22 protein-coding genes are annotated in these 23,130 nt (G+C 51.3%); 8 read left to right on the top strand and 14 right to left on the bottom strand.

Features of this window, described 5'->3' with window-relative positions; all coding sequences use genetic code 11:
- Positions 1 to 5: 5 nt before the first annotated feature.
- The 6 genes from BM231_RS26960 to BM231_RS14540 all read right to left on the bottom strand — a co-directional run bounded on the left by BM231_RS26960 (position 6) and on the right by BM231_RS14540 (position 5,100).
- Positions 6 to 407, bottom strand: coding sequence for a hypothetical protein (locus BM231_RS26960; protein WP_093520469.1), 402 nt, complete (start codon positions 405 to 407; stop codon positions 6 to 8).
- Complete coding sequence (locus BM231_RS14520) at positions 407 to 859, bottom strand: hypothetical protein (protein ID WP_093520471.1); 453 nt, start codon at positions 857 to 859, stop codon at positions 407 to 409. Before BM231_RS14520 ends, BM231_RS26960 begins: the two co-directional genes overlap by 1 nt.
- Before the next feature lie 249 nt (positions 860 to 1,108).
- Positions 1,109 to 1,663: an AAA family ATPase gene (locus BM231_RS14525; RefSeq protein ID WP_093520473.1), complete on the bottom strand. Its 555-nt coding sequence runs from the start codon at positions 1,661 to 1,663 to the stop codon at positions 1,109 to 1,111.
- Positions 1,664 to 1,749: 86 nt separating this feature from the next.
- Positions 1,750 to 2,442: a class I SAM-dependent methyltransferase gene (locus tag BM231_RS14530; RefSeq protein ID WP_093520475.1), complete on the bottom strand. Its 693-nt coding sequence runs from the start codon at positions 2,440 to 2,442 to the stop codon at positions 1,750 to 1,752.
- Positions 2,439 to 2,888 (bottom strand): DNA polymerase III subunit chi, encoded by a 450-nt coding sequence (locus tag BM231_RS14535; protein ID WP_093520477.1) that lies wholly within the window; start codon positions 2,886 to 2,888, stop codon positions 2,439 to 2,441. Before BM231_RS14535 ends, BM231_RS14530 begins: the two co-directional genes overlap by 4 nt.
- 721 nt (positions 2,889 to 3,609) lie before the next feature.
- On the bottom strand, positions 3,610 to 5,100 hold the full coding sequence (locus BM231_RS14540) for a leucyl aminopeptidase (protein ID WP_093520478.1): 1,491 nt from the start codon (positions 5,098 to 5,100) through the stop codon (positions 3,610 to 3,612).
- A 284-nt stretch (positions 5,101 to 5,384) separates the two neighbouring features.
- On the opposite strand from BM231_RS14540, the gene lptF reads away from it, so the two are divergent.
- The 6 genes from lptF (at position 5,385) to rsmA (ending at position 13,111) form a co-directional block, all read left to right on the top strand.
- Complete coding sequence (gene lptF / locus BM231_RS14545; protein WP_208860378.1) at positions 5,385 to 6,578, top strand: LPS export ABC transporter permease LptF; 1,194 nt, start codon at positions 5,385 to 5,387, stop codon at positions 6,576 to 6,578.
- Positions 6,578 to 7,669, top strand: a complete 1,092-nt coding sequence (lptG, locus tag BM231_RS14550) for an LPS export ABC transporter permease LptG (protein WP_063299402.1) — start codon at positions 6,578 to 6,580, stop codon at positions 7,667 to 7,669. Before lptF ends, lptG begins: the two co-directional genes overlap by 1 nt.
- Positions 7,669 to 10,071: an LPS-assembly protein LptD gene (locus BM231_RS14555; protein ID WP_093520481.1), complete on the top strand. Its 2,403-nt coding sequence runs from the start codon at positions 7,669 to 7,671 to the stop codon at positions 10,069 to 10,071. Before lptG ends, BM231_RS14555 begins: the two co-directional genes overlap by 1 nt.
- Positions 10,072 to 10,279: 208 nt before the next feature.
- Positions 10,280 to 11,221, top strand: coding sequence for a SurA N-terminal domain-containing protein (locus BM231_RS14560; protein WP_093520483.1), 942 nt, complete (start codon positions 10,280 to 10,282; stop codon positions 11,219 to 11,221).
- Positions 11,222 to 11,255: 34 nt separating this feature from the next.
- The gene (gene pdxA / locus BM231_RS14565) at positions 11,256 to 12,272 is read left to right on the top strand and encodes a 4-hydroxythreonine-4-phosphate dehydrogenase PdxA (protein ID WP_093520484.1); all 1,017 of its coding nucleotides are present in this window, start codon (positions 11,256 to 11,258) and stop codon (positions 12,270 to 12,272) included.
- Positions 12,272 to 13,111: a 16S rRNA (adenine(1518)-N(6)/adenine(1519)-N(6))-dimethyltransferase RsmA gene (gene rsmA, locus BM231_RS14570; RefSeq protein WP_093520486.1), complete on the top strand. Its 840-nt coding sequence runs from the start codon at positions 12,272 to 12,274 to the stop codon at positions 13,109 to 13,111. The genes pdxA and rsmA overlap by 1 nt, the downstream gene beginning before the upstream one ends.
- 87 nt (positions 13,112 to 13,198) lie before the next feature.
- On the opposite strand, the gene BM231_RS14575 is transcribed toward rsmA, so the two are convergent.
- The 8 genes from BM231_RS14575 to fabD form a co-directional block, all read right to left on the bottom strand.
- The gene (locus BM231_RS14575; RefSeq protein ID WP_093520488.1) at positions 13,199 to 14,578 is read right to left on the bottom strand and encodes a multicopper oxidase family protein; all 1,380 of its coding nucleotides are present in this window, start codon (positions 14,576 to 14,578) and stop codon (positions 13,199 to 13,201) included.
- Between the two features lie 210 nt (positions 14,579 to 14,788).
- Positions 14,789 to 15,481, bottom strand: coding sequence for a guanylate kinase (gmk, locus tag BM231_RS14580; RefSeq protein WP_093520490.1), 693 nt, complete (start codon positions 15,479 to 15,481; stop codon positions 14,789 to 14,791).
- Between the two features lie 92 nt (positions 15,482 to 15,573).
- The gene (locus BM231_RS14585; protein ID WP_093520492.1) at positions 15,574 to 16,464 is read right to left on the bottom strand and encodes a YicC/YloC family endoribonuclease; all 891 of its coding nucleotides are present in this window, start codon (positions 16,462 to 16,464) and stop codon (positions 15,574 to 15,576) included.
- Positions 16,465 to 16,709: 245 nt separating this feature from the next.
- Entirely contained in the window at positions 16,710 to 17,885 is a 1,176-nt protein-coding gene (mltG, locus tag BM231_RS14590; RefSeq protein ID WP_093520494.1) for an endolytic transglycosylase MltG, read from the bottom strand.
- A gap of 192 nt (positions 17,886 to 18,077) precedes the next feature.
- Positions 18,078 to 19,343 (bottom strand): beta-ketoacyl-ACP synthase II, encoded by a 1,266-nt coding sequence (gene fabF, locus BM231_RS14595; RefSeq protein WP_093520496.1) that lies wholly within the window; start codon positions 19,341 to 19,343, stop codon positions 18,078 to 18,080.
- A gap of 153 nt (positions 19,344 to 19,496) precedes the next feature.
- Positions 19,497 to 19,733, bottom strand: coding sequence for an acyl carrier protein (locus BM231_RS14600; RefSeq protein WP_008551920.1), 237 nt, complete (start codon positions 19,731 to 19,733; stop codon positions 19,497 to 19,499).
- Between the two features lie 274 nt (positions 19,734 to 20,007).
- On the bottom strand, positions 20,008 to 20,745 hold the full coding sequence (gene fabG / locus BM231_RS14605; RefSeq protein WP_063307244.1) for a 3-oxoacyl-[acyl-carrier-protein] reductase: 738 nt from the start codon (positions 20,743 to 20,745) through the stop codon (positions 20,008 to 20,010).
- 115 nt (positions 20,746 to 20,860) lie between these two features.
- Positions 20,861 to 21,814: an ACP S-malonyltransferase gene (gene fabD / locus BM231_RS14610; protein ID WP_093520498.1), complete on the bottom strand. Its 954-nt coding sequence runs from the start codon at positions 21,812 to 21,814 to the stop codon at positions 20,861 to 20,863.
- Positions 21,815 to 22,327: 513 nt separating this feature from the next.
- Between fabD and rpsF the strand changes: the two genes are divergently transcribed.
- The gene (rpsF, locus tag BM231_RS14615) at positions 22,328 to 22,768 is read left to right on the top strand and encodes a 30S ribosomal protein S6 (protein ID WP_057460953.1); all 441 of its coding nucleotides are present in this window, start codon (positions 22,328 to 22,330) and stop codon (positions 22,766 to 22,768) included.
- 6 nt (positions 22,769 to 22,774) lie between these two features.
- Positions 22,775 to 23,020 (top strand): 30S ribosomal protein S18, encoded by a 246-nt coding sequence (rpsR, locus tag BM231_RS14620; RefSeq protein ID WP_008552033.1) that lies wholly within the window; start codon positions 22,775 to 22,777, stop codon positions 23,018 to 23,020.
- The last annotated feature ends 110 nt before the right edge of the window (positions 23,021 to 23,130 follow it).

The following is a 23,130-nucleotide window of genomic DNA, read 5'->3' on the forward strand; positions in this document are numbered from 1 at the left end:
CCTCGCTAGAGTTTTATGGAGTTGAAAAGGTGTTCTATTTGTGGAACGACAACCCTCATTGAGATCACCTGATTAAAGTTTCCACCGTGACCAATGCTATTGCGCTTCTCTAGATATTTTCGAGTTCGCGTTTCCACCTGACTGTTTTGAGGAAATATCCATCGGACTTTCTCCATAAAATGGGCTTCTTTTAGTTCTGGCTTCTGTTTTTGAACTTTTTCGTTTATTCGCCCCTCTAAGCGCGTAAACAGATATAAAAAGTACGCCTGATCATTGTGGATCTTCTTCTGATTACAGATTTCAGCCGTTCCCGATTCTTTGCTTTGCACAGCTGCCATGTGCTGCGTTGCTAAGAAATCACTCAGCTCACTGTAAAGATCTTTCAACTCAGAAAATGTAGGGGACATTAAGAAAGCAACCGTTCGACAACCTCATGGTCAAAAGGTTTAGCCTCCCAGCTCCCCGGGGCAAATACCTGCCAATTGGGGGGCTGTCCAACTTCAGCCTCATCAATCAACTCATAGGCTCCATTATGCGTAAGGATATCCATCCGACCATTGGCGCCTAATACCCATAAACCAATGGGTTGAAAGGAAACAATCAGGCCCTTACCTCTACCCACGTTGAGTACGGGCAGCATGACAGGCTCTAGACCCGCGTCATGCATGGGCTTTTCAAAGAGCTTCGCAGTCATATTTTCTGATAGCCACAACTCTGAGTGCTTTTCTGCGCACTCTGCGATGTGTGCATATAAATCACTTATTCGTTGCTGCCAGTCTTCAATACGCGAGGCAATTTCTTTTTGATGATCCTGCGGCATTTCAACCTTCGGTCGTTCAAGTACTGCTGCAGCAACCATACTATGAGCTCCCTAAAAACAGGCGTAGAAACAGGTTCAAATTCATCTAACCACATTAATCCGTCTGGCGCGTAAATGTTAGTCCTGCAATTTTGACAGAATCTCACATCACACAACAAGCCTGAAAAAAAATAAAAATCGATAAAATTAGATAGTAATACCTTTTAAGTATCAGCACCTTACAGAGACATTCTAGCAAATAGTTTCACCAGCTTCACAAACTGATTCAAGTGAAACGCTCACACCATGTTAGGCCTCGGAAACGAGTTTTGACAGGGCTTTCACTCGGTCGCTCCTCGAACCTGTCAGCTCCACCGTTTCGGGCAGGACATCCAGCAATCCGAGCGCATCGTCGCGGAGGATTTCCTTCAGGCAGATGTCGGTTTGCTTCCGGAGTTTAGGATATTCGATAGTGGTGGTGATCTCATCTGGTGAGGTGAGCGGAAGGAAGACGATCAGGTCCAGTGTGGTGACGGCTTGTTCGATTTGTCTCAGGAGTTGGCCTGAAGGTTCCCATTCATCACCTTCTTGTTCACTCAACACGTCCAGATAGGCGATGAAGTCCAGCGGGCAGCGGTCAAAGATTATGTTTTGCTCTGCGCTGGCAGTAAGGATCGTTTTCAGGTTGTGGCTCAGCTGCTCTGTGAAATCTTCGATGGAAGGCTCAGCCGAGAGTGCAACGCCCTGTTCTGCCAGCTCCCAATAGGGTTCCTGAACGGCTTCATAGTTCCGATGTTGATCGACAAAATCTTCTATGAGTGTCGTTTTGCCGATGCCGTGGGTTCCTGTGATTGCGACCCTCATGTTGCCCCCTTAAAGACAAAAGCGCCTCTCTCCATACCCGGAGTGAAGCGCTTGATTATCTGGTTGTTATTTGCAGGCGCGATATCTTAGGTGCTGCGTTTTAGTTCCAGCCAGATGTGTGGGATCTTGCGGCCATCATCTTTGTGTTGGACGAAGGTTTTTCTCGCAGCCTCTTCGAAGTCGTCACCGTAATATTCAGCGATCTCTTCGTCGGTCAGCGGCCATGGCGGGCCTGAGCGTTCGCCGGTGCCATCATAGTACCGCCCGAGGATAATCAGCGTGCCGCCGGGGGCGACGAGGCTTTTGAGTGGCTTTACCACATCACCGCGCATTTCAATTCCGATGGCCTGCAGGGTAAAGCATTCGTAGACCAGATCAAACTTGCCAACCCAATCTGCAGGTGGGTTGAACAGATCCGCACAACGAAACTCGATTTCACCAGTTGGGAAGCGCTTTTGCGCCCATTCTATTGCCGTGGGCGCTACGTCGAAGGCGGAGGTTTTCCAGCCTGCCTCATACAAAGCATTGGCGTTGTCGCCCAACCCGCAGCCCACATCCAGTGCGGTGCGTCCCTCGCCCTTGTTATGTTCCAGCCATTCCACCAATGGTGCTTTTGGCTTCAGCTCGGCCCACGGGATCTCGTTGGTGTCGCCATCGGCAGTGGTGTAGACCTGCTCAAACCAGCTTTTGCGGTTTTCCCAGCCTCTACCATTTGCGCCTTCCAGCGTATCCAGACGCGCGCGTAGTTGTTTTCGATGGTCTGTGTCGTCAGTGGTCATGCTTTACGATCCCATCCGCCATTGTCGGTCTGCGCCCAGTATGTGAGTTCATGGTCGCCGTTTTTGACCTCCAGCCAACGCTGCCGGGCCTCTTGCAGGGCATCCTGATCGTTGCCGTCAAACATGTAAACGACGCGCTTGTACTGCGCCGGATCTGGCAGAGGCGCGCGGTCTACCAGAAAGCGGACAATTGCCTCATTGGGATTGTCGTTTTCTGTTGTCAGGTAGATGGGCTGAAATTCCGGATGGCCTTCCTTTTTGGTGCCGTGAGGCAGGAAAGCATCGTCAGAATAAGTCCAGAGATAAGAATCAATGGCATCACACCGTGCTTCCGTTCCAAACTGGATGGTGACAACCCATTCTCTCTCCAAACACTTTTCAAGGAGAGTGGGCAATGCCCGTTCCAGCGGAAATTTAGAGAGCTGGTAGAACAGCACTTCACTCATATTCTGGTTTCCCGTTTATCCGGCAGGCTTTTTGCGTCCTGCAGCCCGATACGTCGTGCGTCGCATGCTGCATCAGGCTGCGCATGGAATATGTAAAGCCCAAATCACAGTGTTTCTCAATTGACCACATTTTATCCTAAAAATTGTCGTGAATGATCCCAATTACATCGGGATATTCATAGGAATCGTTGATAAACCCAACCCAGACGCTTTAAAGGGCTAGACTTAACCTCATTCCTGGGGAATTTCGGTGTGGTGTTAAGCTTAGCGAAACCGACGCCAAATTATGGAGGGTGAAATGCTCTTATCTCTGTGGTGTTGTGGGACCGCAGGCATTGTATATTTAGGAAACGACCAAATGGCAGCGCGTATTGTATTGTTTTTTGCTCTTGTATCCGGTCTTGTTGGCGTAACTGCTGCAGTGGGTGCAATGCTTCCAGAAGCCTCCAGCTCCTGTACTCATTATCAGACCTGCTGATTGACTGGAAAGACAACTAATTCTTTCAAATATAAAATTTTCTTTGAATATTGCGCTTAGCGCGTTGAACTCTTTTAAGATCTAGAATGCCCCTCTTCAATTTGAAGTGGGGTTCTTTTTTTGCCGTCATAGAGAAGTCGCTGTAGTCTCAGTGATGAGCAGTAAAAAAGGCCAGCCACAGCTTCTGTGACCGGCCTTTTTTCATTTAATTAAGCGCAGGCATTTTGCTGCCTGATGCAGGGCTTAGCCTTCGTAATGATCTTTGATCATGCGGTTCAATGCGCGCACGCCGAAGCCAGATGCCCAGCCCTGAGAGATTGTGTTTTTCTTGGAGCCCATTGCTGTGCCGGCCACATCGATGTGTGCCCACTTGGCCTCATTCGTGTGACGCTGCAGATAAACAGCTGCAGTGCTTGCACCACCCCAACGGCTGCCGCCAGTGTTGCGCATGTCTGCATTTGGAGTGTCGACCATCTTGTCGTACTCATCACCCAATGGAAGACGCCACATTTTTTCAGCAGTGGTTTCACCAGCTTCGCAGATCTGCGCAGCCAGCTCATCATCAGCAGAGAAGACACCTGCGCGGTGGCCGCCCAGAGCAACCAGACAAGCGCCAGTCAGGGTTGCGAGGTCTACCATGAACTTCGGTTCAAAACGGCTTTGCGTGTACCAAAGCGCATCACCCAGCACCAAGCGGCCTTCTGCATCGGTGTTGAGGATTTCAACGGTCTGACCAGACATGGTTTTGACGATGTCGCCCGGACGGATCGCGTTGCCATCTGGCATATTTTCCACCAGACCCAGCACGCAGATTGCGTTGACTGCAGCTTTACGGCCAGCAAGAGCTTTCATGAGACCGATGACAGCTGCCGCGCCGCCCATGTCACCCTTCATGTCTTCCATACCAGCGCCCGGCTTCAGGGAAATACCACCTGTATCAAACACAACGCCTTTACCAACGAATGCGATTGGAGCTTCGCCTTCCTTGCCACCATTCCATTTCATGATAGCCAAACGGGAAGGACGAACAGACCCCTGACCAACGGCCAGTAGCGCATTCATGCCCAGTTCCTGCATCTCGGCTTCGTCAAGGATCTCAACTTCCACGCCGAATTCAGAGAGCTGTTGTGCTTTTGCGGCGAACTCAACCGGGCCAAGCGTGTTGGCAGGTTCATCAACGAGAGTACGTGCTAGGAGTGTACCTTCTGCAACAGCTTCAGCCTCTGCCCAGAGAGGCTCAACAGCTGTGGCATCTTTCACCTTCAGCGTGATTTCGCAGGCTTTGTCGCCGTCTGCTTCTTTCTTAACAGTGCGGTAGGTGTCGAACTTGTAGCCACGCAGCAAAGCGCCCTGCGCAAAATCTGCTGCCTGCTGAGCAGTTGCTGCTGCAGGGAAGGTTACTTCTGCACCTTCTGCTTTGAGCGCTAGCAATTTGCCCGCAACTTCACCGCCCAGATTAACCCAGTCCTGCTCTTTCAGATCGTCAACTTTGCCAAGGCCTGCAACGATCAAGCGGTCTGCATCCATACCTTCTGGAGCGAGCAAGTGCATGATGCCGGACTTCTTACCTGTGAAATCAGCAGTTTTTGCAGCGCGCTCAACAGTCTTTCCAGCAGAGCCCATCACACCCTCAGCTTCTGCTGCAAAGCTGAGTTCTTCACCTGCAAAGACGACCTGAACGGGTGCGGTTGCATCAGAATACTGCGCGATCTTAATGGATGTGAATTGCGTCATTATGTCGTTTCTTTCCTCGGGATGACCTGCGATAGGCAATTTCTAGCAGAATATGCTAGCGACCACAGGCGGACGCGTGGTCCAGCTACTCTTAAAATTCATGGCAGAACATGGCGCGATAATGGTCCCGTTTCAAGGCTATGTGAAGAAACTTGCGAGTTTATTCATTAAAAGATCCGGTGATCCGGCTTTCTGCCGTATTCCGTGTTATTGAGTGGACTTGAATCATTTTGCGGCTTGGCCTCTCCCATAACGAACAAGAAAAGGTTCTGTTGCACGGCACAATGAAAACTATTGAACGCTACATCGTCAAACGCAGCTTTACCGCCTTTATTGTGACACTGGCCGCCATGACTGGCGTCGTCTGGTCCACGCAGGCGCTGCGCCAATTGGATCTGGTCACCTCAAAAGGCCAGACCCTTCTGCAGTTTGGTTACATCACTGCACTGGCTCTGCCTTTCCTCATCCTGATAGTTGCCCCCTTCGCAATGATGCTGGCGTTTATAATCGTGCTTAACAGCATGTCCCGCGACAGTGAGCTTATCGTCATCAACGCTTCGGGCGCTTCCAAGTCGCTTGTTCTTCGGCCAATCTTGGTGTTCTCGCTGATGATCACGGGCCTGATGTATTTCCTGTCCATATATCTATCCCCGGCAGGCTTGGCAGAGCTGCGCAATGAGGTGACACGTGTGCGTGTTGATCTGGTCGCCAACATCATCAAGCCCGGGCGTTTCATTCCGATTGAAGAGAATCTGACCTTCCATATCCGTAACAGAAGCGGCGATGGGGTCCTTGAAGGCCTTTTGCTGGATGATGCCCGCGATCCGGAGACCTCATTTACCTACACGGCTGAAACTGGGCGGATTATCGAGGCTGCGGACAAAACCCTGCTTGTCATGATTGATGGGACGATCCAACGCCGCCCGAAAGGTGGGCAGGATATGTCCATCGTCAGCTTTGAGAGTTATGGCTTCGATCTGTCCTCGATGATTCCCGAAGCTCGGGAGCCAACATTCAAGGCAAGTGAGCGTCCAACCTTCGAATTGCTGAGTGCAAGCCCTGATGATTCTTACGCTGCAAAGCACTGGGACAAGCTAGTTGTGGAATTCCACGACCGTTTAAGTGTTCCGCTTTACCCCCTTGCCTTTGGCCTGATCATCTATGCTTTCCTGGGTTCACCCAAGACCACTCGTCAGGACCAAGGCCTTGCAATAACAACAACAATTGCAGTTGTGACTTTGCTGAGAACGGCAGGTTTTGGCGCAACGCTCATCGTGAGTTCGGCTCCAGATATGTTCCCATTGCTCTACGCAATCCCAATAATCGCAATTGCGCTTGCTGCGTGGTCCATTAGCCTGAACAGAAGACCTTGGTTTGTTCAGCGTCTGGTCGATGGAACACAAAGCCTCTTTAATGGCATTGGTCGTGTGTTCTCCAAATTGGTAGGCCGCAAGAACCAAGGGACAGCAGGACTGTAATGACCGGAAGAACGCTTAGTCTTTACATATCCAAACGGTTTTTGAAGTCGATTCTGGCCCTCTTTCTGTTTGCCGCAGTGTTGATCCTATTGTTTGACGTGCTTGAGCTTGTTCGTCGGGGTGGCGATCGTGAGGGTTTCTCCCTTCTGCGCATTGCTGCAATCTCTGCCTTGCGTGTCCCACTTCTGCTTGAACAGGTTATTCCGTTTGCCGTCCTTTTTGGCTCAATCTGGGCGTTTGTCACGCTCTCCAGAAGCCTTGAACTCGTAGTTGCACGAGCAGCTGGTATTTCGGTCTGGCAGTTTACTGCCCCTGCTCTTCTGACAGGCCTGTTCATCGGTATTGCTGCTGTGATTGGCTATAATCCTGGCGCGGTTTATCTGCAGCAGAAGTCCGATGAAGTGGCCGAAGGCTTGTTCAGTGTGGAGCAAACTTATTTGCTGGAAGGATCTGGCGAGGTTTGGCTGAGGCAGAATGGCACTGATGGTGAATCAGTTCTTCACGCACGCCATACCAGCGGGCAAGGCGCAACACTCAATGGCGTCACGATCTTCTCATTTGATCGGCAAGGCCAGTTTTCAGAGAGAATCGAAGCACGGCGAGCCGTCCTAGCTGAGGGCATGTGGCGGCTCACTGATGCCGTTGTCTATGCTGTCGACACTGATCCACAGCATTATGGGAACTACTCTGTCAGCACTTTTTTGACCCCAACCGAGGTCAAAGAGAGCATAGGGTCGCCGGAATCTATTAGTTTTTGGAGTCTTCCACGCTTTATTGAGTTATCCCAAAGGGCTGGACTACCCGCGTATAGGTATTCTTTACAATATCAGACTCTTCTAGCCAAACCCCTGTTACTTGTGGCAATGATTGTGATTGCTGCTGCTGTTTCGCTGCGTGTATCGCGTTTTGGGGGGATTGGCCGCTTGATCGTTTGGGGCATTGTTGCTGGTTTCGTGCTTTATGCCGTTTCTGAAGTCTCGAAGGATCTGGGCGGTGCTGGAATCGTTCCCACAACGGTTGCAGCATGGGCACCTGGCGTATTTGGGGTTCTTATGGGTTTTACTATTCTGTTGAATCAGGAGGATGGTTGATGGGTTCGGCCTTGATCCTGAAACAGAAAATCAAGCGAGTTGGTGCTGGCTGCGTATCGCCAGAACACCTTCGCACTGTCTCTGCAGTTGCTCTGCTTTGCGGCGCTGGCCTTGCGGTCCTCAGCGCGCCTGTTGCTGCGCAGATCGACCTTTCACAGTCTGCCCAGCAGGCTGTTGACACGTCTCAACCAATGTTGCTTGAAGCTAAAGAGCTTCGCTATGATTTTGACAATGACGTCATTATCGCAACCGGAAGTGTTGAGATCTACTTTGACAATTACACATTGCTCGCAGATCGTGTGACTTACAATCGTAAGGACGGTAAATTTTCTGCACACGGCAATGTGGAAATGACAGAGCCTGATGGCAATCTCATTCTTGCAGACAATCTGACTTTGAGTGACGATTTCTCTGAGGGCTTCGTCAATGCTTTGCAGATTGATACTCCTCAGTTTACGCATTTCGTTGCCGAGAGCGCCGAGCGCTCTAATGACAACGTCACCACACTGAGGAATGGTACTTATTCTGTCTATAAGAAGGCGCCCAAGCCTCCGTTATGGCGGATCAAGTCAACAACGATCATCCACAATCAGCAAAAGCAACGCATCTATTTTGAGGGTGCTTCTATTGAGCTGTTCGGAAATACGATCGCTAAGATCCCTTACTTCTCAATTGCTGACCCATCAGTCGGCCGGAAATCTGGCTTCCTTCTTCCGCGTTTTGTCACCAAGAACCGCCTTGGTTTTGGTGCAGCGATTCCATATTACTGGTCTCTTTCACCGACTTACGACCTGACCGTCACGCTCTCTCCGCTTTCGCAACAGGGTGTTTTAGGCCAGTTGGATTGGCGTCAAAAGCTTGAGACTGGATCTTATAATGTGTCATTAGGTGGGATATCACAAGCGGACCCAAGCGCCTTTAGTGGCTCAAGCGGTGATGTGCGCGGACGGTTTATCGTCAATACGAACGGTAGCTTTGATCTGAGTAGCCGATGGGATGCTGGGTGGAATATAACCTATGCGACTGACCGAGCATTTCGTCAAGACTACGGTTTTGCCAAATTTGGTAGTGCACAAGAGGTATCTCGGCTCTATCTAAGCGGGGAGACTAAACGCAATCTCTTTGATGCAAATGCGTACGCCTTCCAGATTTCACAGGAAGACAATCCGAGTCCAACACAACCGATGAATCCGATCGGACCATTCTCTCAGGTCAACGCTGACTTGCAAGAGAAGCAGCCTTTTGTTCATCCTGTCATCGACAACGCTATCTATTTCGAGAAATCAGTGATTGGTGGCCAGTTGAGTTATGATGGCAATTTAACGAGTCTGACACGCGAAACAACTGATGCGTTCTCTGTGAATGGCCAGAATCGTTTTCGTGGTGTGGAAGGAACGTTTACTCGTCTAAGCGCAAATCTGACCTGGCAGCGTACACTTATCGATCCTATCGGGCAGGTGTTCACACCATTTGCCTATGCGAAGACCAACCTGTATTTCCTCGCAAATGCAGATGATAATGTGACCGCTCTTTCAGATGAATCTGTTGTTTTCCGCGGGATGCCTGCAGTTGGTTTGGAATACCGTTATCCATTCCTTGCTACATTTAACGGCGGCAATCAGGTTATCGAGCCGATCGCACAGATCATTGTTCGCCCCAATGAAGCAGCAATCGGAGAGCTGCCAAACGAAGATGCACAGTCCATCGTGTTTGATGCTTCTACTCTGTTCGAGTGGGATAAATTCTCAGGGTTTGACCGTAACGAGGGTGGCACTCGTGCAAACTTAGGTTTGCAGTATAAGCTGCAGTTTGACAAAGGTTCGTTCATCAGTGGTTTGTTTGGGCGTTCTTTCCAGCTTGCTGGACGGAATTCCTATTCTGTCCCGGGCATTCTGGATTCGACTGGCGACTCTGGTCTGCAGACTGCCGGATCTGATTACGTTACAAGCCTATACTTCGACACCAACACTGGTTTCCGAGTTGGTGGTAACGCACGCTTTAGCGAGCACGACTTTGGTGTCGAGCGAGCAGAAGTCAGCGCGAGTGGTCGTTATGGTCCTGCTTCGACAGTCCTGTCCTACGCCTATTTGGCGGAACGTCCAGATGCTGGGATTGATGAACAGCGCTCTGAGCTTGTTGGCGCTTTGAATCTGAACTTGCAGGAAAACTGGCGTGTCTTTGGTTCACTGCGTTATGACATGATCAACGAGAACATTGTTCAGGACACTGTTGGCCTTGGTTATGATGACGAAGGATTCTCCGCTTCACTCTCCTACGGCGAGGACAGGAGCCGGAACAATGGCGAGCCAGTTGAGCGGATCTTCTTCTTCCGATTCGGCCTCAGAACAATTGGTGATACGAGCCTTTCGACCTCAACTTCTGACTCATCCCCAAATGATTGAGTAGGTATATGAGCTTAAACCTCTGGCTGTGCACAGGAAATAGCCAGAGGCATGACAGAATGTCGCCTACATTTGTTATTATTAGTTTGAATAAATTTTTCCGGGCTGCACCCTTCTAATTTGAGTCAAGCTGTGCCAAATATGCACCAGTGCTATCTAGGGAGCGTCCATTGAGGGCAGTCGCCTTTGGGACGGAGAGCTTAACAAAATGAAACTTACTCGCTTCTGTGCTTCGCTTGTTGTTGCTGCCAGCATGCTGGCGCCACTTGGTCCGATGCTTACTTCTGCGGAAGCCGCAAGTAAAATCGTTGCTGTCGTCAATGGCCGTCCGATTACCAGTTATGAACTGCAACAGCGGTCAAAGCTTATCACGCTTACCACGCGGGCACCGTCCGGCGTTGCCAAAAGAAAAGCTAAGGATGAGCTGATTGACGAAGCGCTGAAGCTTGAAGAAGCAAAGCGGGTCGGAGTTTCAATCGCTGACAAGAAAGTAGATGATGCTTTTGCAACGATCGCACAGCGCGTTAAACTCTCCCCTTCTCAATTCAAGCAAGCCCTTTCTCAGAGCGGCGTAAATCCGCGCACATTGAAAAATCGTTTGCGTGCTGAAATTTCCTGGTCTGAAGTTGTCATGCAGCGTTTTCGCGCGACCGTTCGGATTAATGAATCAGATGTGATTGCTGCGCTTCAGGGCAAAGAAAGCAAAGATGACAATGGCTCAACCAGCGTTGAATACGATCTGCAACGCATCATTTTTGTCGTTCCTAAGAAATCCAGCAAGTCCTTCAAAAACAAGCGTGTCTCCGAAATGAAGAAGCTTAGGGCCCGCTTCACTTCTTGTGAAGAAGGTACGCGTATTGCGTCAGGCTTGAATGAAGTCATCGTGCGTCCAATCGGCAAACGTCTTGAAACTGATCTGCCCGCTGCCTTCGTGCAAAAGCTGAATAAGATCTCTATTGGCCGCGTCACAGCGCCTACCCCTGTAGACTCCGGATTTGAGATGATTGCTCTTTGTGGTAAAGAGACAATCAACAGTGATGCGACTGCGCGAAGCACTATCGAGGGCGAGTTGCGGAATAAAAAAGGTCAACAGCTTTCTCGCCGTTACCTTCGTGACCTACGCTCCAATGCTGTAATCGAGCAGCGCTGATCGCCTGATCAGCAGCAGGAGATGTTTTTTTATTATGCGCAGAGTGAAATTGGCGCTCGCCCTGACGATGGGCGAGCCTGCAGGTATTGGACCTGATATCACGCTTAAAACGTGGAAAGTTCGCTTTGAACAAGCTGTTCAGCCGTTCTACGTCCTATGCGATCCAGAGCTTCTCAAAGCTCGCGCAAAGCATCTCGGATTGAAAATTCCAATCAAAGTGGTGGAACCAGAAGCAGCCTGTGACTGCTTTGATGAAGCACTCCCTGTGGTTCCGCTTTCTGGTCCGGTGCAGGTTAGTCCTGGGGCCCCGTCTGGAACGAATGCTGCCCTTGTCATTGAATCCATCGAGACTGCGGTGCGGCATGTGAAGGATGGCAGAGCTTCTGCCGTCGTTACCAACCCAATTTCCAAGAAGATCCTTTATGATTCGGGTTTCCATCACCCTGGTCATACCGAGTTTCTCGGCGATTTGGCAAAGACCTACTGGGATAAAGAGGTAGACCCTATCATGTTGCTGGCAGGCCCAGAACTGATGGCTGTTCCGCTTACCGTCCATGTTCCATTTGTGGATGTGCCAAAGCTGGTAACAAAAAACCTCATCATCACTCGCTGCCGAGCGATCAACAAAGACATGATTGAACGGTTTGGCATCTCCGCGCCGCGTATTGCTATTGCAGGTCTCAATCCTCACGCTGGTGAAGGCGGTTCTATGGGTACGGAAGAGATCGAAACGATTTCTCCAGCTATTGCCCAACTGCGCAGTGAGGGCATAGATGCACGCGGTCCATTGCCTGCCGACACCATGTTCCACAGTGAAGCGCTGGATACCTACGATGTGGCTGTGGCCATGTATCATGACCAAGCGCTTATACCAGTCAAAACTCTGGCCTTTGATGAAGCTGTGAATGTGACACTCGGCCTCCCCTATGTGCGCACATCACCTGATCACGGGACCGCATTTTCTATTGCGGGAACGAATAAGGCCTCTCCAAACAGCTTGATGGCTTCCCTGCGCCTTGCAGCAGCCCTCGCACAACCTGAGCTCGTTTAATGGCACAAATTGATGATCTGCCACCTCTGCGTGAGGTGATTGCAGAGCATGGGCTCGATGCCCGCAAGTCCCTTGGTCAGAATTTTCTTCTGGACCTCAACCTTACCTCGCGCATTGCCCGCAATGCTGGGGATCTGAGCAACTGTACCGTTATTGAGGTTGGTCCAGGCCCTGGCGGTTTGACCCGCGCTTTGCTCGCAGCTGGTGCCAAGAAGGTTATTGCGATTGAGAAAGATACGCGATGTCTGCCTGCCCTTTCTCAGATTTCAGAGCATTATAAAGGGACACTTGAGGTGATTGAGGGTGATGCCCTCAAGTACAATCCTGCTGACCTTGCTGACGGCCCAATCAAGATTATCGCCAACCTGCCTTACAATGTCGGCACGCAGCTGCTGCTTGGATGGCTGACAACCGATGAATGGCCACCATTTTGGGACTCTCTGACCTTGATGTTCCAGAAAGAAGTCGGGCAACGCATTGTTGCTGAAACTGGCGATAAGGCCTATGGGCGCCTTGGTGTTTTGGCAAACTGGCGATGTCATACGGACATACTGTTTGACCTAAATCCAAAGGCCTTCACCCCGCCACCAAAGGTGACATCCGCTGTGGTGCAACTACATCCACGCGAGAAGCCTCTTGAATGCCCACTGAAGGCGTTGGAACGCGTGACGGCTCATGCCTTTGGTCAACGTCGCAAGATGCTCAGAGCCAGCTTAAAAGGCCTTAAACCTGACGCAGAATCTCGCATCGAAGCCGCAGGCCTGAAACCCACCGCGCGTGCAGAAGAAATTGATGTCACTGGCTTCATTGCCCTGGCACATGCTTTTGACAAGGACTAGAGCCAACGTGCTTAATTGCTAACATGACAAAGCCCTGAGACCTTGTCTGGTCTCAGGGCTTTGTCATGTTAGGCCTGCAGCGATGGTTTATTCCACGCGCATGAAGGCAGTCATGCCGCTTTCCTGGTGTTCTATGATGTGGCAGTGCATGAGCCAGTCGCCCTCGTAGTCCGGGCGCACGGCGACTTGTACGCGTTCGTCTGGCAGCACGAGTGCGGTGTCGGTCCACCATGGAGCGAGTTGGCGTTTGTTGCTTTTGAGGAGTTTGAAGGTCATGCCGTGGATATGGATTGGGTGCGTGTGCGGTGTCCGGTTGATAAACTCGAACACATAAGACTTGTCGCGTTTGAGAACTTCCACTGGATCCAGCGGGCCGCGCTCTGCGCCTTGCCATGCCTCTTTGTTGACCGCCCAGAATGAAAAGCCCAGACTACCGCAAATTGGGTTGGCAGGCCGTTTTTCGGCTGTGGCTGAGAATTCCAGTGGGATGTATTCCACGTTTTTCAAATCAGGCAGCGGGATCGGATTGACTGGCAATGGTTTGATCTCGCGCAGGTCGCGGTTCAAGGTTTGTCCAATCGCCCGCAGTGACAATACCGGCCATGGAGAGGACGAGGAGAAGTTGGTCAGCTCAATCTGTTCCCCTTCTCCATCCGGAATGCGCATCGCTATATCTGCACGCTGCCCTGGTCCCAGTGCAAGCTTGTTGACAGCAAATGGCTCGACCGGATTGCCGTCCATGGCAATGACTTTTGCATCCGTGCCTTGTGGGAAGGACAGTTTGTAGATGCGGGTTACGTCAGTCACGCATAGACGCAGGCGGACAAGGGAGCCTGCTTTTACATCCATTACTGGTGCTGATAGCCAGTTAGAGGTGCGGAGCGTTCCAAACGTCCCTGCTCTCGCAGATTTGCGTGGCTGGAACAGTTTGACGAACTGGCCATCACTGCCAAGGCGGAAATCGCGCAGGTTTACCGGGATGTCATGATCAAAGCCAGGATCTTCATCCTCCTCGACAATCATCAAGCCTGTCATGCCGTAAGACAGTTGCTCTAACGAGTTGCAATGCGGATGATACCAGAACGTACCTGCATCATGCGGTGTGAAGCGATAGTCGAAGTGATCATCGGTGTAGACATAATGCTGGGTCAGGAACGCAACGCCATCCATATCATTGGGCAGGCGCATACCATGCCAGTGGATGGTTGTTGGCTCTTCCAGCTTGTTAATGAGACGACTATGGAACGGCTGGCCCTGCTTTACGCGCAAGGTTGGTGGCATGGCGTCGCCAAACGTAAACATGTTTTTTGTGGCAGGCGCACCGTTCATCAATTGATGATCGATGTTTCTTGCAATCATATCATGCCGTTTTGGAACAGCCCACAGACTGGAGGCACCCGCCAAGCCGCCAGCAACAGCGGCCCCTCCAAACAAAGCGCCTTTCAGCGCCTGACGTCGTGTGATCATCGCTCTTTGTCCTCAAGTTCAGCCCGTCTCTGTACTTGGCTGGTCAATGGCTATTCACTCACGACGGCTGCTGTTTTGCAGGGCACCTGCTCTTGCAGATAATGCCCTGCTTGTATCTGGCTCACAATTCGATTCAAGTAGCTAATAGTTTGAATCACAAAACCACGTCAACATTCTGAATTTACAAGATTTTACAATTTTCTTGTCTGATTACTCAGCAATGGTGGACTTCAGGTCGGCAATCATACCTTCCATCTTTCCGGAGAGTTTAGGCAGGCGAACCCGTTTCAGGCGTTCGCTTGCGATGATTGACTGTACTGTTGCGACGGCCTTGTCCAAATCGTCATTTACGATGATATAGTCGAACTCCTGCCAGCCGGAGACCTCATCAATTGCTGTCTTCATGCGGCGTTTGATGGCAGCGTCATCATCATCTCCGCGACCTGTCAGGCGAGCATGCATTTCTGCGATAGATGGCGGTAATACGAAGATCGCAACAACATCTTCACCGGCTTGCTCCTGCAGTTGGCGTACGCCTGCAATATCGATATCAAACAGGATGTCCTTACCAGCGTTCAGGCTGGCATCAACAGGCTCACGCGGGGTGCCGTAATAGTTGTCGTGAACTTTAGCCCATTCCAACAGTTCGTTGGCTTTGATTTTGCGTTCGAAGTCATCAGTTTCGAGAAAGTAGTAGTGAACGCCATGCTCTTCGGCTGCACGGCGTTGACGGGTCGTTGCTGACACAGAAAGCGCCAGCTTGTCATCGTCCGCCAACAGCTTGTTTGCGATCGTTCCCTTTCCAGCTCCGGAGGGCGCAGCTAACACTAGCATGAAGCCGCGGCGCGCCTCTTCGATATCCTGAGCTGATACGGTTGTCCCATCTCGTTTTTTAGAGGTCATATTGGTTTTGTCTTCTTTTGCTTATTTGCACTTCAAGCGTTTGTCTTCATGTTCTGCTGCGAAAACCGATCCCAGACTTTCCCAGCACCGCTTCACTCGATGTTTTGAGTTTGCTCGCGGAGCTGGTCGATCACTGTTTTCAGTTCCAACCCAATGGCCGTCAGCTCGACGCTGTTGGACTTTGAACAGAGCGTATTTGCTTCGCGGTTAAATTCCTGTGCTAGGAAATCGAGGCGACGACCGATGGCTCCACCTTTGACGAGCAAGTCACCAACAGCTTCTACATGTGCGTAGAGCCGGTCCAGCTCCTCTCGAATGTCTGCCTTGGTGGCAAGGACTGCTGCTTCCTGATGCAAGCGCTGAGGATCTAGCTGGCTACTTGCCTGAAGCAGCTCGTTGACCTGAGCTTCAAGGCGGGCACGAATGGCCTCTGGGCTACGGGAAGGCAGTTCTTCAGCCTGTTTGGCCAAAGCCTCAATGGTGTCGACCTGGCCTTTCAGCAGAGTAGCAATGGCGTTGCCCTCGCTTCTGCGCATTTCAACAAGCTCATTCAACGCTTCATCGAAAGATGACAGGAGAGCTGCGATCTGGGCATTCTTTTCTTCTTCGCTCTCTTCAGCCTCTTCAAACTCCAAAACGCCTTTGTAGCCCAGAATACCGTCGAGTGATGGTTCTGGCGCATCAGGAAGGCGATTGCGGAGAATGGAGATGGCCTTGAGCACCTGCTCCAGAGCTTCTTCATTCACAACCAGAGCTGTATCAGATTGTGAACGTTGCATCTGCAGGCCTACAGAGACGTTGCCGCGTTTTAGTTTCGCAGCGAGGCGCTTACGAACTTCCGCTTCAACGCCGTCCAGCCCCTGAGGCAGACGCAAGCGTGCATCCATGCCTTTGCCATTGACGGAACGAAGTTCCCATACCCAGCGCGTTTCTTCATAGCTGCTTTCCACGCGGGCAAAGCCGGTCATGCTCGCCAGTGCCATTCCTTGAAACTCCTCATCTGAACACCGTCTGTCCGTTGGCGTTCTCATTCACTATTTGCTGGCCCTGAGCTTACCCATGAAATTGGCTCCTGCCCATGAGATATGTCGTTGCCCTGGCCTTTACGCATTGCCTAATCTGAAACTCAGTGTCCATGCCTCAGGCAAAGGGCTTGCTTTCAGCAAAAAACCTGCCCGGTTTATGAACTGGGCAGGTTTTTCTCATTTTATCCTGCAAGGTTTGCAGATCAGTTCTCTTTCTTTTCCGCAGCCTGTCTTGCGCGGATCTCTTTTTCAACCTTACGCCAGTTAGCGACATTCCGCTGATGCTGCTTGTAACTCTCGGCGAAAGCATGGCCACCAGTTCCGTCAGCCACAAAGTAAAGATCCTTTGTACGGGCCGGATTTGCGACAGCTTCCAGAGCAGCAGCACTTGGGTTGCCGATTGGCCCCGGAGGCAATGCTTTGATCTGGTAGGTGTTGTAAGGGTTCTTTTCCTTGAGCATGGAGCGCGTGATCGCCGAGCGATCTTTCGTCCAGGCATCTCCACCGAACAAGCCATAAAGAATGGTCGGATCAGATTGCAGCGGCATGCCCTTGCGCAGGCGATTGACGAAGACAGAGGCAACGCGCGGATGCTCATCCACCTTGGAGGTTTCCTTCTCCACGATAGAAGCAAGGATCACGAGTTGTTCTGGAGTATCGATCGGCAAACCCTGAGAGCGCTTTTCCCAGATGCGAGCGATGTGATCATTCATCGCCTTTTCCATCTGCTCGATTATGCGCGCCTTCGTGGTTCCGCGAGTGAATGTATAGGTTTCTGGCAGCAGTGAGCCTTCTGCGGGGATTGCAGAGATTTCACCGGTCAGGATCTTGTTTGCATTCAGGCGGTTGATGATCTGGGCGCTGCTCCAGCCTTCCGGGAAGGTCACAGAGTGGTACACCGCACGGCCACCAACAAGATCTTCCATGACAGTCTTCATGGAGATCCCTACCGGAAACTCGTACTCACCTGCTTTGATCTTGTTCTCGTTTTTGAACAAGCGGGTGCCAGCTTCAAACACGAGCGAATTGGTAATAACGCCTTCATCTTCCAGTTTGGCAGCAATCTGCGGCAGGCTCATGCCACTCGCGACAATGAAGATTTTCTCTTCTGTCAGCGGACCGGTGGCGTCAAACTCTCCTTTACCCCAATAAAGCGCAGCGCCAGCGACGATAATGCCGAGTACAGCCATGGAGAGCAGAAAGTTGATGGTTATGACGACAGGATTGCGTGCATGACGGGAACGCGGCGGAGGTGGTGGTGCAGCTTCTGGCTGAATAGCGCGGCTGGGACTCCGCGGAGCAGATTGCCCACCCGGTTGAATATGAAGATCGGACGGATCTTGAGGCCCATTTGAGTTGTCTTCAGGCGATTGAGCCATTGTAACCCTCTATACGGGAGCACTTACAGTGCTCCATTACTAGCGTATCCTTAGCGAAAACCGATGCCCACTTTTCGCAGATACGCTTTAAATACTCATTACAGAGCCTAACCCATTCGGGAGCCGCAATATAAAAGGCCAGATTCCGCCATGCGGAGTCTGGCCCTATTATTTCTTGATCAAAAGAGCGAGTTATGACTCGACTTTTTTGAGAACCAGAGACGCGTTTGTGCCGCCAAAGCCAAATGAGTTAGACAGAGCATAATTAATCTCCATCTTCTTGGCTTTATTAGGGACCAAGTCAATCTCAGTTTCAACTGATGGATTTTCAAGGTTGATCGTTGGTGGAGCAATCTGATCACGGATCGCCAAAGCGGTGAAGATTGCCTCTACTGCGCCAGCTGCACCCAACAGGTGGCCGGTTGCAGATTTGGTGGATGACATGGTCAAAGACCCGGCATCATCACCAGCCAAACGCTCAACTGCACCCAGCTCAATCTCATCACCCAGAGGTGTCGAGGTGCCGTGTGCGTTGACGTAATCAACATCACCGAGAGAAATGCCAGCACGTTTCAGCGCAGCTTTCATACAACGGTAGCCACCGTCGCCGTCGGATGCTGGTGCAGTGATGTGGTATGCATCACCGGAAAGACCATAGCCAACAACTTCAGCGTAGATTTTCGCGCCGCGCGCGACAGCGTGCTCGTATTCTTCCAGAACAACAACGCCAGAACCGTCGCCCATGACAAAGCCATCACGGTCTTTATCGTAGGGACGAGAGCCTTTTTCCGGCTCATCGTTGTAGCCCGTAGACAGGGCTTTACAGGCGTTAAACCCGGCAATGCCCAAACGGCAGATTGTGCTCTCAGTGCCGCCAGCAACCATCACGTCTGCATCATCCAATGCGATCAGACGGGCAGCATCGCCAATAGCGTGCGCACCAGTGGAACAAGCTGTAACCACTGAGTGGTTCGGGCCTTTGAGTTTGTGCTTGATGGACACATAACCACTTGCAAGGTTGATCAAGCGGCCTGGAATAAAGAACGGGCTAACACGACGTGGGCCCTTCTCTTCCATCATAATAGCTGTTTCAGCGATACCTTGAAGGCCGCCGATACCAGACCCAATCAAGGTGCCGGAACGGTTCTGCTCTTCTTCGGTTTCCGGATTCCAGCCAGAATCTGCAATTGCCTGATCGGCAGCTGCTACAGCATAGATGATGAAGTCATCAACTTTACGCTGTTCTTTTGGGAGCATGAAATCATCTGGATTGAAGGTTCCATCGGTTCCATCGCCAAGTGGGACCTGACAAGCGATTTTGGTTTGAAGGTCTTCTGTTTCGAAGCCCTCGATGCGCCGTGCACCGCTCTTACCTTCAAGAATTCGCTGCCAAGAGATTTCTGCACTGCTGCCCAGTGGGCTAACCATGCCAATGCCTGTGATAACGACTCGACGCATATTTCCTGCACTTTAATTAGATTGGCGCTGCCAGCCCTTTGTGTCGTACTGGAAGACGTAAGCGTCATTCTCTGCGACAGGCATGCAACTGAAAAGGAAACAGGCGCGGCGAGCGCAAACGACCCACCGCGTGCCTAGCTTTTTGAAACAGGATTAGCCCTGTTTGGATTCGATGAACTTTACAGCATCGCCAACGGACTGAATGGTTTCAGCAGCATCGTCCGGGATTTCAACGCCAAATGCTTCTTCGAAAGCCATTACCAGTTCAACGGTGTCCAGGCTGTCTGCACCCAGATCGTCGATGAAGCTTGCAGATTCAACGACCTTGTCAGCCTCTACGCCGAGGTGTTCGACAACGATCTTCTTTACCTGCTCTGCAACATTGCTCATTTTAAGTCCTCAATTGGTTTTCAAGGTAGTGTTTCGGTCCGCTTCGCGGGGCCTTGTTTCACTCGGCTCCCGTGTTGCATACTCTGGTTCTTTTGAAAAGACGCAACGGCCCATATGTTAAGCCGCTTCCAAAGAAAACCGCAGCTTTTCCGTTCCTCTTTCCAAGAGGTCACTTCTAATCGGCGGGTTCCTAGCACAATTAGCACTGGTTTACCAGCCGCCAGTAGTGATTGCCCCATTTGTAAGAGGATCGGACCGGCTGCGTATTTCTTCGTTAAATCATCGCCATACCGCCATTCACGTGCAGTGTCTGACCGGTAACGTACGCTGCTTCATCGCTTGCGAGATAAACAGCTGCACCTGCGATTTCTTCAGCAGTGCCCAAACGACCAGCTGGAACGTTGCCCAGGATCGATTCGCGCTGCTTTTCGTTCAGCTCGTCGGTCATCGCGGTTGAGATGAAACCTGGAGCAATTGTGTTTACGGTGATCTTACGAGACGCCACTTCCTGCGCCAAAGACTTGGACATGCCAATCATGCCAGCTTTTGCAGCAGAATAGTTCACCTGACCTGCGTTGCCGGTCACACCAACAACAGAGGTAATTCCGATAATGCGGCCCTGACGACGCTTCATCATGCCTTTGATTGCAGCACGGCAGATGCGGAACGTTGCGGACAGGTTCACTTCAAGAACCTGATCCCATTCTTCGTCTTTCATACGCATGAAGATGTTGTCACGGGTGATACCAGCGTTGTTCACGAGGATATCGAGAGCGCCCATCATTTCTTCAGCAGCTGGCACAAGCGCATCAACGCTGTCACGGTCAGACAGGTTCGCAGCCTTAATGTGAACGCGATCGCCCAGATCAGATGCCAGCGCTTCCAGCTTCGCTTCGCGAGTGCCGGACAGAGTTACAGTTGCGCCTTGCGCATGAAGTGCGCGTGCAATCGCTTCACCGATACCACCGGTCGCGCCGGTTACGAGTGCGCTTTTACCTTCTAAATTGAACATGCCGTTGGTCTCCTCGGCTTAAAATCCGTTTGAAGAAAGCTCATAGGGAGGAACCATAGGTTCCGTCTATACGCAGTGCAAAATGCGGCGCCTCTGAGCCTTCAAAATCTGTGTATTAGCTTTCGACGCCTTCAAGACGTGCAACAAGTGCATCAATATCTTCTGCTGTGTTGATCGCAACACCTTCCAAAGACTTGACGATACGGCGCACCATGCCACTGAGAACCTTGCCTGTACCGACTTCAACCAGCGTGGTCACTCCGTTGTCAGCCATCCAGGTTACAGATTCGCGCCAGCGTACAGTTCCAGTCACCTGCTCTACGAGACGGGTGCGGATTTCTTCCGGATCAGTAATTGGTGCGGCAAGAACGTTTGCAACAAGTGGCACAACCGGTGCTTTAATCTCAACTTCAGCCAGTGCCTTTGCCATTGCGTCTGCAGCAGGCTGCATCAAAGAGCAATGGAACGGTGCAGATACCGGAAGCAGAACAGCACGGCGAGCGCCTTTGCCTTTTGCGATTTCACAGGCGCGCTCAACAGCTGCTTTATGACCAGACACAACAACCTGTCCGGTTGCGTTGTCATTGGCTGCCTGACAAACTTCGCCCTGAGCGGCTTCCTGTGCAACTTCCATCGCCTGATCGAAGTCCAGCCCCAGGAGAGCAGCCATTGCGCCCTGACCCACTGGCACTGCTTTTTGCATTGCATCACCGCGAATGCGCAGCAGACGTGCTGCATCGGCAATGCTTAAAGAGCCCGCTGCAGCCAGTGCAGAGTATTCACCAAGAGAATGGCCTGCTACAAAGCTTGCGGCTTTGGAAAGGTCAACGCCTTTCGCCTCAAGCACACGCATGGTGGCGAGACTTACAGCCATCAGAGCTGGCTGTGTGTTTGCCGTGAGGGTCAGCTCGTCTGCCGGACCTTCCCACATGATCTTGGTCAGAGACTGACCGAGAGCTGCATCAACTTCCTCAAATACAGCGCGCGCTTCCGGGAACGTGTCGGCAAGTTCTTTACCCATTCCAACCGTCTGGCTGCCCTGTCCGGGAAATGTAAATGCAATAGTCATTTATAAATAGCTCCGTCGCACTCTTATTGCGTCAATGTAGGCCAATCGCCTCAAATGTGGGTGGCCTACTTTGTATTCCAAGATGGGGCGGCTATAAATTCACCAAATACGTGCAAATTATGACCGCCGCCAAAATTAGTAGCATTGCAGATGCCCTATTCGTCAACTGCTTGCACCTTCAAGAAACCTAAGGAAAACCTTGGTTGCCTGCGTATTCATCGGGGCGACATGAGCCGCCTCGCAAGCGCAATGTCAAGACTGCATCTGGAAAAAAGGTCTTTTTCCCCGATAGTACTTGTCTTTTGTAGGGGATTGGCTATAAAGCCCATCTCGTTTCCGGTATTAGGCCGGAGGCTTAAAGGAAGGCAGCCCCTTAAGGGTTGTAGGAGTTGAAAGATATCCGTCTTCCCGTGTCTCCGCTCTTGTGTAAACATCTTCTGGGCCTTTTCTGAGGGCCATTCGAAGGGGCTTTGCGCCAATACCGGAATTGTTTAACTCAGAAAGGCAATCCACATGGCGCTCTATGAGCACGTGTTCCTGGCTCGTCAGGACATTTCTACTCAGCAGGTTGAAGCCCTCGTTGAACAGTTCAAAACTGTTCTCGAAGAAAACGGCGGCAAAGTCGGCAAAATCGAAACTTGGGGTCTGCGTACTCTGACTTACCGTATCAACAAGAACCGTAAGGCTCACTACACTCTGATGAATGTAGATGCTCCACACGCGGCTGTTGCTGAAATGGAACGTCAGATGGGCCTGAGCGAAGACATTCTTCGTTTCATGACCATCCGTGTAGAAGAGCTGGACGAAGAACAGTCCGCTATGATGCAGAAGCGTGATCGCGACGACCGTCGTCGTGGTGATCGTAATGATCGTGGTCCACGTCCGGACCGTGGCGATCGCGGTGATCGTGGCCCACGCCCTGATCGTCGTCCTGAAGCACCTGCAGCGGAGTAATTGAAAATGGCTGAATCTTCTTCCGCAGGACGTCGTCCTTTCTTCCGTCGTCGTAAGACCTGCCCATTCTCTGGTGCGAACGCTCCAAAGATTGACTACAAGGACATCCGTCTTCTGCAGCGCTACATCTCTGAGCGCGGCAAGATCGTTCCTTCCCGTATTACCGCAGTATCTGCGAAGAAACAGCGTGAACTGGCTCGTGCCATCAAACGCGCTCGTTTCCTCGGCCTGCTGCCGTTCGTAATCAAGTAAGTCTTGATTATTAGGTCAGAGTGTTTTGCACTCTGACCTTTTTTCATGATTCCGACATGTCGGAATCACGGTTGAGAGATTGCTCGCATCAGCGAGAAGCTCTCTCTAAC

The organism is Pseudovibrio ascidiaceicola (genome assembly GCF_900114245.1).
Lineage (GTDB): Bacteria > Pseudomonadota > Alphaproteobacteria > Rhizobiales > Stappiaceae > Pseudovibrio > Pseudovibrio ascidiaceicola.